Raw genomic sequence first — 14,335 nt, 5'->3', positions numbered from 1 at the left:
GGCGAGGGTCCACTGCTGGTTGGGCTTGCCGGCCCCGCAGGCCCACTGGTCGATCTGCGCACCGTCAGCCGTGGAGTTGCCCGCGACGTCCAGGCACTTGCCGCTGTTGGCGCTGGTGACGGTGTGGGTGGCGGGTGCGGCGAGCGGGGTGACGTCGATGTTGGCGAAGTCGACGTGCTGGAGGCCACCGACGGCCAGGCCCAGCTGCCCGGTGACGTGACCGGCGTCGACGACCTGGGCGACCTGGATGTGGTCGACGGACGCGGTGATCGTCGGGCCCTGCATGGCGAGGGAGAGGTTGTGCCAGGTACCGGCGCCCGCACCGGAGTAGCTGCCGCTCGCCAGCACGGTGAGGTGGCCGTGATTGGCCGTCCCGTCCCGGTTGCTGTCCTCGGTGTACAGGCTCCAGGCTCCGGTGTCGTCGATCTTCAGGTGGTAGGCCGAGCGGTCGTGGTCGACGTGGTCGATCCGGCCGAGCAATTCGGCCGAGGTGCCGGCCTGTTCGAGGTCGACATCGGTGCTCGCCCGGTAGTGCTGCCAGGTCGGGTCGCCCATGAAGGTGGCTGGGGTGTAGTCCATGTCGGTGTGCCACGGGAGGGGTGCCTGGGTGATGACCTGGCGCAGGCACATCGGGGTGTTCGCCCCGGCCGGGCACGGGGCGGTCTCGAAGGCGCCGGCCCAGTCGTGGAAGTACTTCGCGGTGGCGCCCGTGGTGTAGCCGCTCAGGTCGGCCCGGTACGGCAGCGGGAACTGCCCGGAGGTCGGCGAGGTGGCGGTGCCCTTGCCCTGACCGTTGGTGGTCGACACGGTGTACACGTAACCGGGCTGCAGGGCGAGGCTGTAGCCGCCGCGGACCGGGGTGGCGTCCTCCTGGTGGACGAACCACTGCGAGGGGTCGGTGGAGTTCATGTTGGTGGCCCACACGTGGACCTTGCCGGTGGACAGCCCGCCGGTGACCTTGAGGTTGACGACCTGGACGGCGGTCGCGTCGGTGGTCTCGATGACGGTGCTGTAGTCCTTGCCGGACGTTCCGGACTTGAGGGTGACGTAACTGCCGCTGTGCGGATCACCGTTGGCGCCGGCACCGGCCAGATAGCCGCTGGAGGCGTCCAGGTACTGCCAGCCCGGCTTGACGAACTGCGTGGTGTGCGCCATCGCCCAGATGTCGCGGCCCACCGTGTAGTTGCCGGTCCAGGGCTGGTCGGCGGCCATCAGGCCCGCACCCGGCCAGGGCAGGTTGGACGGCCAGGAGGTGACCAGCGCCCACTTGATGTCCGCGGTCACCTTGGCGTCGAGGTACTCGCGGTTGACGTTGCGGACCAGCGCCGCCGGGTCCTGGGCGCCGCTGTCGTTGTCGTCCTCGGAGACCCACAACGGCTTGTTCAGGCCGATCGCGGTGCTGCTGCCGGGACAGCCGGTGTAGGCCGGGGTCGAGTGCCAGCACAGGCCGTGCACGCCGACGATGCCGACGGCCTTGTCGAAGTCGGGGTCGCCGGCCAGGTCGTCGGAGATCGACCAGGTCGAGTCGTCGTTGTCGGCGGCGACCAGCGTGGTGTTGCGGTAGCCGTGGTTGTCGAGCGACGTGCGCAGGTTCTTGTACCAGGCCTTGTCGTAGCCGCGCTCGTTCCAGGCACCGAGGTAGCCCACGTTCAGGCCGTGGCTCTTCGCACAACCCAACCAGGACTGCAGGTAGTCGATGTTGTCCTGGGACCAGATGCCGCCGTTCAGCCAACCCGGCGCGGCCCATTCGAGGCCGTAGAACCTGATGTCGGGGTTGCGGGCCTTGGCCTGCTCCATCACCCACCACTCGTACCCGCGGTTGCAGTCGACCTCGGTGGGGGTGCGCATGTGAGAGGGTTCGGGGCCCTCACTGGAGTTGGCGTCGCCGCCGATCTCCACCTTCAGCGTCTGCAGCGAGGCGCCGTAGCCGGGCTTGAACAGGTAGTCCAGCACCTGGCTGCGCTGCGGCTCGGGGTAGTCGACCAGCAGACGTGAGGTGGCCCCGCCACCGCTGATCGCGCCGAGCCCGTCGAACGTCCTTCCGGTTGACGTTCCGTCAAGGGTGATGGTCTGGGCGGTTGTTGTCGCCGAGGCGGTTTCCGTCGGCGTGATCGTCACGACGCCGGCGACGACCAGCCCCAGGGCCGCCAACGCGGTGATCCCTCTGCGGGGTGCGCCAAGGGGTCGGCTCATCGGGGGAACTCCTGTCCGGTGTGTGGGGTGGAGGGAGCGGGCGAGTGGGCGGAGACGGCCCTGCGGACCGGGTGGGTGAGCCGCAGGGCCGTCTCCGCCCACGTACTGGCGTTACGGGCGGGTGGGGATCACGGCAGCTTCCACTGCTGGTTGGCGCCGCCGTCGCAGTCCCAGAGATCCAGCCGGGTCCCGTTGGTGGTGACGGCAGCCGGGTCGTCGAGGCAGCGGCCGGACTGGGTGCCCTTCAGGGTGCCGTCGGCCTGCGGGATCCACTGCTGGTTGGCGCCGCCGTTGCAGTCCCACAGCTCGACCTGGGATCCGTTGGCGGTGGCTGCGCCGGTGACGTCGAGGCACTTGCCGTTGTGGGTGAGGGCGCCGTTGGACCAGGTCCACACCTGTGAGCTGCCGCCGTTGCAGTCCCACAGCTGCACGGCGGTGCCGTTGACGGCGGAGTCGCCGTTGTCGTCGACGCACTTGCCGGGCAGGCCGGAGGCGATCGGGCCGGTGTGGTTGCTGGGCGCGCCCTGGGTGAGGTCGAAGTTGTCGAACTGGTCGGTCCGGTAGCCGGTCACGCCGAGGCCGGCCTGGCCGTTGGTGAAGCTGCCGTCGGTGGCGCTGCCCACGGTGCGGCCGTCGATGGTGGCCGTGAGGGCGGTGTTCTGCATCGACAGGCTGACGGTGTGCCAGTGGCCGGTGCCCAGCGGAGCGGTGGTGGTGCCGCTTGCCAGAGTGGTGAACTTCCAGCTGGTGTCGCTCTTGACGATCGACCAGGCGCCGGTGTCGCTCACCCGCAGGTGGTAGGCGTTGAGGCCGTTGTTGTTGCGGCCCTGCTGGTTGACCCGGCCGAGCAGCTCGACGGTGCTCGACTGCTCGAACATGGTGTCGGCCGTGACGGTGTAGTTGGACCAGCTGCCGTCGCCCATGATGGTGTACGGGGCGTCATAGGACTCGTCGGTCCAGCGGATCGGAGTCGTCGGGGCCATCTGGCGCAGGCAGGTGCCGGTGCGGCCGCCGCCGCACCGGACGGTCTGGAAGGCGCCGTTCATGTCCGTGAAGTACTTCGGGGACGTGGTGGCAGCCGGCGTCTCGAAGCCGTCCGCGTACGGCAGTTGGAGCGGAGCGGCAGCCGGCGGGGTGGCGGTGCCCTTGCCCTGGCCGGTGGTGGTGGTCACGGTGTAGACGTAGCCGGGCTGCAGACCGAGGGTGTAGCTGCCGCTGACCGGGGTGATGTCCTGCTGGTGGACGAACCAGTCGGCCGGGTCGGTGGAGTTGAGGTTGGTCGTCCAGACGTGCACCTTGCCGGTCGACAGGCCGCCGGTGACGCTGAACTTCGCGGCCTGGAGAGCGTTGGCGTCCATCGTCTCGATGACGGTGCTGTAGTCGCGGTTGTTCGGCGACTTGAGCGTGACGTAGCTGCCGTTGACTCGGTCGCCGCCGAGGTAGCCGTCGGCGGAGTCGATGTACTTCCAGCCCGGCTGGGCGAACTGGGTGGTCTGCGCGGTGACCCAGGTGGTCTTGCCGATCGTGTAGTTGCCGGACCAGGGCTGGTTGGCGATCGACATGCCGTCGGTGGAGAAGAACAGGTTGGGGTAGAGCGCGGCGATGACCGGCCAGTTGATGAACGAGGTCATCCTGCCGTCGATGTAGCCGCGGTTGATCCCGCGCGCCACCGAGGCGGCCCCGTCGTTGGCGTCCTCCGAGCCGTTCTCGCTGGCCCAGAGCGGCTTGCCGAGCGCCTGGGCGTTCGCGGTGCTGGGGCAGCTGGTGAAGGAACCGAGGTAGCCGCAGGGGTAGTGGACACCGACGATGTCGACGGCGTTCTTGAACGCGGGATCGGCGGCCATGTCGTCGGCCACCGACCAGTCGGAGTCGGCGGCGACCACCTTGGTGGCGCCGTAACCGCGCGACACCAGCGTCGACTTGAGGTTCTCGTACCAGGTCTTGTCGTAGCCGCGCTCGTTCCAGCCACCGAGGTAGCTGACGTCCAGGTGGTGCTTGCCGGCGCAACCCATCCAGTCCATCAGGTAGTTGATGGTGTCCTGGGACCAGAAGGAGCCGCCGCTGCCCGTGTTGCCGATCCAACCGGGCGCGCCCCAGGACAGGCCGGCGAACTTGATGTGCGGGTTGCGGGCCTTGGCCTGTTCGGCCAGCCACCACTCGTAGCCCTGGTTGCAGTCGACGGTGCCCCTGGTGTGCTCGATGCTGGGCTCGGCGCCGTCGGTGGAGTTGGTGTCGCCGCCGATCTCCAGCTTCAGCATCTGGAGGGCGGCTCCGTAGCCCGGCTTGAACAGGTAGTCGAGCAGTTGGCTGCGCTGCGGCTCCGGATAGTCCACCAGCAGGCGGGAGTTGCCGCCGCCGCCGGAGATCGCGCCGACACCGTCGAAGGTGAGGCCCGGCTTTGCGCCGTCCACGGCGATGGGAGTGGGGGCGGGCGGAGCGGAGGCGGCCGGAGCGGCGGGCGCGACGGCCACGGCAGCGGTGGTGGCCTGTCCCGCGACGAGTGCGCCGGCCAGGAGGAGGGAGGCGGCGACGGCCGCCCTTCTGAGGGTTTGTCCGGGGCTGACCAGGACACGGAGGGATCCGCGCACGGGGGATGCCTTTCGTACGACGCCGGAAAGCGGCATGCCGAACACCGCTACCCGACGGTGGGGGGTGGGAGACCTGAGTCACTCAGAAACAAACGAAGACGACCAGAAACGAACAGTAGGGCGACGGGGAGTTGGCGGTCAACGGTCCTGCCGCAGACTCCGTTCAAGATCCGAGTACGCAGTCTTTTCGCCGGACCGGATCAGCCTGTCCAGACCTGCGGGTCGAATGCCGTGATGACCGCCCTCGGACGGATGCGCTTTGGGGTGCGGATTCTCCGGGTGCACCCGGTCCGGGGCCTTCCGGCCGCGCGGACGAAGCTGCGGGCTGGCCGGTCTCGGCGCTCCGCTGCTGGCCGCGGAGCAGTGGAACCCTCCGTACCGCCATAGGATCCGTATACGCAATCAATGGGTCAGGAATTATTGAGTAGTGCTTTCCGTGAGTATTTTCCAACCTCCCTCCCCAGTGGCCTGGGAATCTGCTGGTCAGGGCATCGATAACAATGGGATATCAGCCACGGGCGAATGTTTTCAGCTTCTTGACGGGCAAGTGAACGGACCGTTTTCCTTTGATCGCAGCGTTTGAAAGTGGTGGGACATGATCGGTTCTGTTGCATCCGGTCCGGCCTCACCCGTCCACCCTGGAGCCGCCCCATGTCCACCGTCCGTGTCCGCCTGCTCCCCGCCGCCGTGCTGGGTCTCGCCACCGTCCTCAGCCTCACTGCCTGTTCCACCGGCCAGACCTCCGGTGGCGCGGACACCAAGGTCGCACCCGTCAGCGGGAAGATCTCCATGACGTACCTGCAGAAGCAGGGCGACCAGCAGTACTTCGTCGACGAGGCGGCCGGCGCCAAGGCGAAGGCCGCGGAGCTGGGCGTCGACCTGAAGGTGGTCGACCTCGGTACCGACGCGAACAAGACGGTCAGCGAGGTGCAGTCGGCGATCGCGCAGAAGAGCAGCGGCCTGATCGTCGTGGTGCCGGACCCGGCGGTCGGTCCGCAGGTGGTGCAGATGGCCCGGGACGCGAAGACAGCGCTGCTGACCTCGGACGACCAGGTGTGCGCGACCGGCCCGGCGCCGTCGAAGTGCGCGAAGGGCGACCTGGTGCCGCGGATCGGCTTCTCCGGTCAGCAGATGGGCCAGCAGGTCGGCCAGCGCGCGGCCGAGGAGTTCCAGAAGGCCGGCTGGAACCCGGCCGACACCCGGATCATCTCGGCCTGGCAGCAGGACGTGACGGTCTGCGGGGACCGTGTGAACGCCGCAAAGGACGCCTTCAAGCAGACCGTGCAAGGCGTGCAGAACATCGACGTCGCCACCGACAACACCCCGACCGGCGCGCAGGACAAGGTGGCGGCGACAATCACCGCGAACCCGGGCGTGAAGCACTGGGTGGTCTGGGGCTGCAACGACGAGAACGTGCAGGGCGCGGTGACCGCGCTGCAGAACGCCTCGGTCACGCCGGACAACATCGACGGCGTCGGCCTGGGCGCCTACCTGGCCTGCAAGAACTGGCAGTCGGGCAAGCCGTCGGGCATGAAGGCGGCGCTGTTCATCAACGGCAAGGACGTCGGCGCGCTGTCGGTGCAGACCCTGTTCGACAAGCTCAAGAACGGCAAGGACTTCCCGCAGGAGGCCTTCGCCCCCACCAAGATGGTCGACTCCACCAACTGGCAGTCCTCCGGCGTGAGCTGCAGCTGACCGGCACTCGGACCGGGCCGGTCCGGCGGCACCACCCCGGAGCCGCCGCACCGGCCCCCGACTCTGACCCAGCCGCACTCCACACGTCAGTGAGACCTTGATGCCCGCATCCGAATCCTCGCCACGCACGTCACCCGGTGCCTCGCCCGGTCTGACGGCCGAAGGCGTCTCCAAGCGTTTCGGCACCGTCCAGGCCCTGGAGGACGTCACCATCAGCTTCCCGCCCGGTCAGGTCACCGCCCTGATGGGCGAGAACGGCGCCGGCAAGTCCACCCTGCTGCGCGTCCTGACCGGCGACCACCGCCCCACCGAGGGGCGCGTCCTGCTGGACGGCAAGCCGGTCGACCTGCACTACCCGCAGGACGCCCGCCGTGCCGGTATCCGGATCATCCCGCAGGAGCCGGAGATCATCCCGCACGTCTCGGTCGCCGAGAACGTCTACGCGGGCTCGCTGCCCCGCGCGGCCGGACGCCGTCTGGACCGCGCCGAACTGCGCCGCCGCATCAACGCCGACCTGGAGCGCCTCGGCTTCGCCAAGGTCCTCGACCCCAACCTGCTCGGCTCCCAGCTCACCGCCGCGCAGCGGCAGTTGGTGGAGATCCTGCGCGCCCTGACCGGCGAGGTCCCGCCGCGGGCGATCGCCTTCGACGAGCCGACCTCCTCGCTGTCGGAGTTCGAGGTCGAGGCGCTCTTCGCCCTGATCGGGCGGCTGCGCGACGAAGGCATCGCCGTCGTCTACGTCTCGCACCGGATGAAGGAGATCTTCCGACTCGCCGACCGGATCGCCGTCCTGCGCGACGGTCGGGTCGCGGGTGTGGTGGAGGCCGCGGCCACGGACGAGAGCGCCCTCGTGCGGCTCATGGTCGGGCGCGACCTGTCCACCCTGTTCGTCCGCCAGCAGGTCGCCACCGACCGCGTCGTGCTGGACGTCAAGAACCTCACCACCGACGATGTGCGCGACATCAACCTCCAGGTGAGGGCGGGCGAAGTCGTCGCACTCGCGGGCCTGATCGGCGCCGGACGCTCCGAATTCGCCCTCGCCCTGGCCGGAGACGCCCAGGTCCGCTCCGGCAGCGTCGAACTGGGCGGTAAGGCCCTGCGCCTGAAGAACCCGCGCGCCGCGATCACGGCCGGCATCGGCCTGGCCCCCGAGGAGCGCAAGGCCCAGGCGCTCTTCCTGCACCGGACGATCCGCGACAACACCTCGCTGGTCAGCCTCGGCCGGCTTCGGCGCTGGCGCTTCGTCAAGCACCAGCAGGAGAGGGCCCTGGCCCAGCAGTTCGCCGACCGGCTGCGGGTGCGCGCCCCTTCCATCGAGGCCGAGGTCCGCACCCTGTCCGGCGGCAACCAGCAGAAGGTCGTTCTCGCCCGCTGGCTCGCCCGCAAGCCCGATCTGCTGATCCTCGACGAGCCCACCCGCGGCGTCGACATCGGCGCCAAGGCCGAGATCTACCAGATCATCGCCGACCTCGCCCGCGAGGGCACCGCCGTCCTGATCATCTCCTCCGAACTGCCCGAGGTCCTCGGCCTGGCCGACCGGATCGTCGTGATGCAGAACGGCCGCACCACCGGCGAACTGACCCGCGCCGAAGCCTCGGAGGAGGCGATCCTCGCCCTCGCCATGGCCGACGACCTGGCCCCGGCCGACGCTCCCGACGACCGCGCCACCGCCCACGCCCCCACCGGAGACCCCCGATGACGACCACTACCGCCCCCAGCGCCCAGCTGCCGGAGGCCGAGCCCGCGGCCGGTCGCCGCGGCGGCGTGCGCGCCCTGCTCGCCGCCGTCGGCGGCCAGAACCTCAGCCTGATCGGCGCCCTCGCCGTCGTCCTCGTCCTCTTCGGCTCGCTGAACGAGAACTTCCTGTCCTGGGACAACATCCAGGTCATCGCCGAGGCCGCGACCATCTCCGGCCTGCTCGCCGTGGTGCAGACCGTCGTCATCATCTGCGGCGGCCTCGACATCTCCGTCGGCTCCCAGGCCGGCCTCGCCTCCGTGGTCAGCGCCATGGTCTTCACCTCCACCGGCGCCAACCCCTACCTCGGCATCGGCGCGGCCGTCGCCATCGGCGCCGGCATCGGCCTGTTCAACGGGGCGATCATCATCTACGGCCGGGTCAACCCCACCATCGCCACCCTGGCCGGACTCGCCGCCTACAAGGGCGTCGCGCAGCTCGTCTCCGGCGGACGCGCCCAGGGCTACGTCCTCAACGACCCCGTCTTCATCTTCCTCAGCCGCGGCAAGATCGCCGGCCTGCCCACCATGGTCTGGCTGCTCGTCCTCACCGCCGTCGCCGTCCACCTCCTGCTCACCTACACCGACATCGGCCGCAACATCTACGCCATCGGCGGCAACGACGCCGCCGCCCGCCTGGCCGGCATCAACCTCAACAAGTACCTGGTCTCCGCCTACGCCCTGTCCGGCATGGTCGCCGCCCTCGCCGGCATCCTGCTCACCGCCCGCACCGGCTCCGGCCAGCCCGTCTCCGGCAGCGAAGGCCTCGAACTGCAGTCCATCACCGCCGCCGCCCTCGGCGGCTGCGCCCTCAAGGGCGGCAAGGGCACCATCGGCGGCACCCTGCTCGCCGTCGCCCTCCTCGGCGCTCTCCAGAACGGCCTCACCGTCCAGGGGATCAACGCCTTCTGGCAGAACGTCGCCCAGGGCGCCCTGCTGGTCGCCGCCGTCGTCATCCAGCAGCGCCGCAACGGCGAACGGGCGGTCGGCCTGCCCGCCTGACCCCTCCGGCGTGATTCACCGGACACCGGCCGTCGGCAGCTGTCGCCGCGGTGTTCGCGGGCCTGACAAGGAACGGGGCGAACTCGCCCGACGACTCCCGGGTCCGGGCGGTCGAGGGGGCCATCCGGCACCGGGTCCCGCCGCGGCGGCGCGCCTGCGCCCGTCCGCCGCGGTTCGCACAGTGACCGCCGTCCGGCCCCGGACGGCGGTCACCGCGTTGCGGAGGGCTCAGCCGCCGTCCGGGCCCGGCGAGTAGACGGCCGCCACCCGCTTCCGGCTGGTGCCGAGCTTCTTCAGCACCTTGGCGACGTGGTTCTCGACCGTCCGCGGCGACAGGGACAGGGCCTCGGCGATCTGCTGGTTGGTGGCTCCGGCGGTGAGGAGACCGGCGACCTGGTGCTCACGCGGCGAGAGGCTGCTGCCGTACCCTCGGCGGCCGGGACCGCGGCGGACGAGACCGAGGTCGCGCAGGACCTGCTCGCACCGCGCGACGTCGGCGGTGGCCCCGAGGTCCGTGAAGAGCGCCAGGGCCCCCGTGAGGGGCTCGACCGCGGTCCCGGCGAAGGTGCGACGACGTGCTTCGCTCTCCCGCTCCAGGGCGCGGGCGGTCTCGTAGGGGCGGCCGATCTCCCGCCACCTGCGCGCCGCCTCGGCGAAGTGCCCGGCGGCGGAACCGGGGTCGGACTCCTGAAGCAGCAAGCCGTGGACGACCTCCAGGTCGGCAGCGGCCGCCGGGGCGTCGCACCCGCGGAGTCCGCGCTCGATCTCGGCGCTCAACTGCTCGGCGGTCCCCCGCCGGCCGCAGGCCAGCGCCGCCTCGACCGCGGCCGACAGCAGGCCGGCCGCCCGTGGCCACGCGGCGGCACGGCGCACGGTGCCCACGGCCTTCTCCGCGACCGCCCAGGCGCGGGGACCGTCGCCGGCGGCGAGGTGGAGCGAGCTCAGGCCGGCGGCGGCCCGCAGTTCGAAGCCCACCAGCAGCTGGTCGACGCCGGCCGCGAGGGCCTCGCCGAAGAATTCCAGTGCTGCGGTGCGCTGCCCCCGGACGGCGGCGAGGCTGCCGGCCAGGATGGCCCGCTCGGCGCGGAGGCTCGCCCCGGTCGGGTACTCCTCGATGAGGGAGCCGAGGCGTCCTTGGAGGCCGTCCCACCGGCCGGCGAGGGCGTCCTGCCGCAGCAGGACGGCGCGGGACAGGAAGGCGGCGATGGGCCTTGCGCCACGAGTGCCGAGCTGCCGGGCCTCGGCAGCCAGCGAGGCGGCCCGCCGGTCGTGGCCCAGATAGGTGGCGGTGTCGGCGACGTTGAGCAGGGCGCGTGCGGTCTGCCCCAGCAGCTCGGGGTCCTCGGCGTGGCGTGGCAGTCGTTCGGTCAACTCCCAGACCGTCGAGTCTCCCTGACAGGTCATCAAGGTGAGACGGGTGGCGAGCACCGTGGCCCTCAGCACCTCGCTGCCGCTCTCGCGGACGGTGTCCTCGGCACGCTCCAGCCAGGCATGCGTGTACTGCGGCCCCTCGGCCTCCTTGAGGGCCAAGGCGACCATCGCCCGGACGGCGAGCTCGGGCCGACAGGCCGCCAGCTCCGCGGCCGCCTGCTCGACCTCCTCGAACGCGGCGCGGACGGCGTTCTCGTTCAGCAGGCCGATGCCGAGGCGGAGCCGGATCTCGCCGCGGGTCTCCGGCGGCAGCCGGCGGTCGTCGAGGAGTCGGCGCAGCAGCCCGGCATGGCTTCGGAAGTCGAGGCTGGTGGCGGCGACCCCGGCCAGTGCCAGGGCCGCCCGGGAACGCGCCTCGCCCTCCAGTTCGGGCCGGTCGAGCACCTGGTGCAGCAGCGTCGCGGCCGTGCCGCCGTCGCGGACGGCGATCGCCTGGTACGCGGCCTCCTGCGCCCGCAGCAGCCAGCCGGCCAGGTCGCCGACGGCGAGGGTGTGGTGCGCGATCTGCACCAACGGGACCGGAGTGCGGGCCTGCAGCACCTCGATCGCGCGCCGGTGCAGCCGGAGTCGGACGGGGGCGGGCACGTACTGGTAGGCGACCTGCTGGGCGAGCACGTGCCGGAACGTGTACGTGCCCCGGTCCGCTTCGCGCAGCACCGACGCCCGGAGCAGTTCGATCAGCGCATCGGCGCCCTGCTCCGCGTCCGAACCCGCGACGGCGGTCAGCAGCTCCTCGGGCGCGGGGACCGCGAGCACCGCGGCCGCCCCTGCGATCGACGCGGCGGCGGGCGACAATCCGGTGAGTCGCTGGGTGATCGCCTCGCGCAGGCCGCGCGGCGCATCGGCCACCCGCAGCCGCTCCACCGCCTCGGTGTGGCCATGGGTACTACGGTGCTCGGCGAGGGTGATCAGATCCTCCTCGGCGACCAGCGGCAGGCCCTCGCTCCGCCGGTGGAGGATGGCGCCGAGGGCGGCAGTGGCGTGCGGACCGAGGGCAGCGGCCGCCAGCTCCTGGACTTCGGACTCCAGCAGGGGGCCGAGCCGGATGACGGAGCCACCGGTGCCGGGCGGGTGGCTGTAGGCGGCGCCGAGCACAGCGCTCCCCGGCGGCAGTTCCTCGGCCCGGTAGGTGAGCACCAGGCTGAGCTGCGGTGGCAGGTCGCGCGCGAGCAGCAGGAGCAGGTCACGGGTGGCCTCGTCCGTCCAGTGCAGGTCCTCCACGACCAGGACGGTCGGCCCGAGCGCAGTCAGGAACGACCGGACGGCCTGGAGCAGTTGGAATCGCCGGCCGGCGGGGTCGGCCGGCGGGGGAGGCGGCGGGAGCCGGTCGGTCAGGTCGGGCAGCAGCGGGGCCAGAGCGCCGGCGCTGGGCGGGAAGGCCGGGACGTCCGCCAGGTCGGCCCTGCACAGCGCGTCCGCCACCGGCCCGTACGGGAGCGGCTCGCGCAGCGGGTGGCAGAAGCCGGTCAGCACCTGGTACCGCTCGGCGCGCAGCGTGGCGGAGGCCTCGCGGACCAGGCGGGACTTGCCGATCCCGGCCTCGCCCTCGACCAGCACGACCGCGGGCGGGTTCCGTACCGCGGCCAGCAGCCGCTTGAGCTCACGCTGCCGTCCCACCAGTGGGAACCGCTCGCTGCGGCCCGCTGCCCCGCCGTCGAGGTCCCGAATCACCTGGTCACCATGCCGCGCCACGATGTCGATGCCAGCCGTGCTCACGCCGTAGCCCACCTCGTGAGGAGTTCTCGCCTGCGCGTGAGTGCGAAGTGATCCCGCACTCTCGGCTTCCGCAGGCAATCGACAATTCATGCACATTACAACATTCCCTGTGGCCGACGCCCACCCCGGCCGCAGCTCCGTGTCCGCGGGGACGGTGGACTCCGCGATGTCGCGGCCTTCGGCCGACAGGACCGTGAACGTCGCGGGGGTGCCCGCCAGCGCCCGGTGTTCGGCCTCGGGGGACGCCGGCCGGGGAAGCCGACAGGTGTCAGCGCCTCGGACAGGCCGACCGCTCTGTCGTTCGCGGATGCCGACCGGCCCAGGGGGGTCACGGCGTGAACGCGGGGGAGCAGCGGGTGGGTGGTGGCGAGGAGCAGCACGCCGAGTGAGGGCCGGGTACGGTTGTAGGTGCCGTGACTCTGCGAGCACGGATTCCTGCGCATTCGCCGACCTCCGGACACGGTGAGCAGCGGCGGTGTCGACGGATCTTGAGCAATCGGGGTCTTCGGGGTGATCAGGCCGATGACAGCTGGTGAGTTTCGGCGGTCCCGCTGCGCCGTCGATGCGGGTGGTTCCGGCTCTGCCACGGGCCCGAGGCGAACGAAGAGCGGGGACGTGGTCGCGTACCCGCCTGAGCACGTTCGGGTGTGTGCCGACGCGCGGACCTTGCGGTCGGCCGCAGGGCGCGGATGACTGACCTGATGACGGTTCAGGTCGACGTCGAGCGTGGCTGCGCCACCGGCGCGGCCGAGTCGCCGCCTGCCCGCCTGTCACCGTCACCGAGTGCCCCGACGGACCCGGGGCATGCAGGAGGAGTTCGACATGCCCGTAGCCAACGCGGAGACGGACGTACTGATCGTCGGTGGCGGGCCGGTCGGGCTCACCGCCCGGGCGCTGCTGGCGCGCTGGGGTGTGCGGGCACTGCTGGTCGAGAAGCACCGCAAGCTGTCACCGTTTCCCCGGTCCCGGCTGGTCAACGTGCGCTCGATGGAGATCTTTCGCCAGCTCGGGCTTGCCGCCAGGATCACGGCCGACGCATTCGCACCGGAGTACGGCCGCGTCCGCTTCCGCGACACCCTGCGCGACCGCGACTTCGCCACCGCGGCGATGGTCGGGGTCAACGCGCCGGTCCCGGAGAGCCCCGTAGTCGGCGTGGTCACCTCGCAGGACCGGTTGGAACCCACGCTTCTCGCCGCCGCGGACGCGCCGATGCGGTTCGGGGCCGAGCTCGTCGACCTGGTCGAGGAGGCCGAGGGCGTCGTGGCCCTGCTTGTCGACCACCGGCGCGGTGAGGAGGTTCAGGTCCGTGCCCGCCATGTCGTCGCCGCCGACGGCGCGAGCTCCACGATCCGGCAACGGCTGGGAATCGACACCACCGGCCCGGGAGCGATCGGGGGCTTCACCACCGTCGTGTTCGACGCCGACCTCGACCGCTGGTGCGCCCGCCGACCCGCCGGCGTCTACTTCACGGCGCACGGAACGTTCCTCCCGCTCTACCCGGAGGGAGGCTGGGCCTGGCTCGCTCCCACACCCGAAGACGCCGCTCGGGCCGACTGGCCCGGCCTGGTCTCGCGCGCCCTGGGCGCCGACTCCGACGTACCGGTCGACGTGTTGCGGGTCCAGCACTGGGTGATGAACGGGTTCGTCGCCGAACGCTTCCGCCACGGCCGGATTCTGCTGGCCGGCGATGCCGCGCACGCGGTGCCCATCATCGGGGGTCTGGGCATGAACGCCGGCGTCGCCGATGCGCACAACCTGTGCTGGAAACTGGCAGGCGTTGTCCAAGGGTGGGCCGAACCGAGCCTGTTGGAAACCTATGAGACGGAGCGACAGCCCGTCGCCCAGCAGACCCTCCACCAGGCCGTGGCCAACACCCGACTGCTGCTCCAGGTGCAGAACCGGCGCCGCGAGCAGCTGCGAACCGGCGGAGCAGCACCGGCACAGGTCGAACTTCCGTGGTCGGAGCAATACTTCGC

General features: G+C 71.0%; 7 protein-coding genes. 4 read left to right on the top strand and 3 right to left on the bottom strand.

Annotation, left to right across the window (positions count from 1 at the left end):
• Both IEZ12_RS03605 and IEZ12_RS03600 read right to left on the bottom strand, forming a co-directional pair.
• The coding region (locus IEZ12_RS03605; RefSeq protein WP_189270774.1) for an RICIN domain-containing protein at window positions 1-2,193 on the bottom strand (2,193 nt) is incomplete at its 3' end.
• Between the two features lie 128 nt (window positions 2,194-2,321).
• Window positions 2,322-4,664 carry a ricin-type beta-trefoil lectin domain protein gene (locus IEZ12_RS03600; protein ID WP_229847197.1) on the bottom strand — a complete coding sequence of 781 codons (2,343 nt, stop codon included), beginning with the start codon at window positions 4,662-4,664 and terminating at the stop codon, window positions 2,322-2,324.
• Window positions 4,665-5,432: 768 nt separating this feature from the next.
• On the opposite strand from IEZ12_RS03600, the gene IEZ12_RS03595 reads away from it, so the two are divergent.
• The 3 genes from IEZ12_RS03595 (at window position 5,433) to IEZ12_RS03585 (ending at window position 9,212) form a co-directional block, all read left to right on the top strand.
• Window positions 5,433-6,476, top strand: a complete 1,044-nt coding sequence (locus IEZ12_RS03595) for a substrate-binding domain-containing protein (RefSeq protein ID WP_189270773.1) — start codon at window positions 5,433-5,435, stop codon at window positions 6,474-6,476.
• A 100-nt stretch (window positions 6,477-6,576) separates the two neighbouring features.
• Window positions 6,577-8,175: a sugar ABC transporter ATP-binding protein gene (locus IEZ12_RS03590; protein WP_189270772.1), complete on the top strand. Its 1,599-nt coding sequence runs from the start codon at window positions 6,577-6,579 to the stop codon at window positions 8,173-8,175.
• Window positions 8,172-9,212, top strand: a complete 1,041-nt coding sequence (locus IEZ12_RS03585; protein ID WP_189270771.1) for an ABC transporter permease — start codon at window positions 8,172-8,174, stop codon at window positions 9,210-9,212. The genes IEZ12_RS03590 and IEZ12_RS03585 overlap by 4 nt, the downstream gene beginning before the upstream one ends.
• Before the next feature lie 228 nt (window positions 9,213-9,440).
• Here IEZ12_RS03585 and IEZ12_RS03580 read toward each other — a convergent pair whose 3' ends face one another.
• Entirely contained in the window at window positions 9,441-12,359 is a 2,919-nt protein-coding gene (locus tag IEZ12_RS03580; protein ID WP_229847196.1) for an ATP-binding protein, read from the bottom strand.
• An 804-nt stretch (window positions 12,360-13,163) separates the two neighbouring features.
• Here IEZ12_RS03580 and IEZ12_RS03575 point away from each other — a divergent pair.
• A partial coding sequence (locus IEZ12_RS03575; RefSeq protein WP_229847195.1) for an FAD-dependent monooxygenase occupies window positions 13,164-14,335 on the top strand: 1,172 nt, incomplete at its 3' end.

Origin of the sequence: Kitasatospora griseola, assembly GCF_014648555.1 — a bacterium.
GTDB classification, from domain to species: Bacteria; Actinomycetota; Actinomycetes; order Streptomycetales; family Streptomycetaceae; genus Kitasatospora; species Kitasatospora griseola.
Note: the sequence above shows the minus strand (reverse complement) of the source record. Positions and strands in the feature narration are given on the sequence as shown.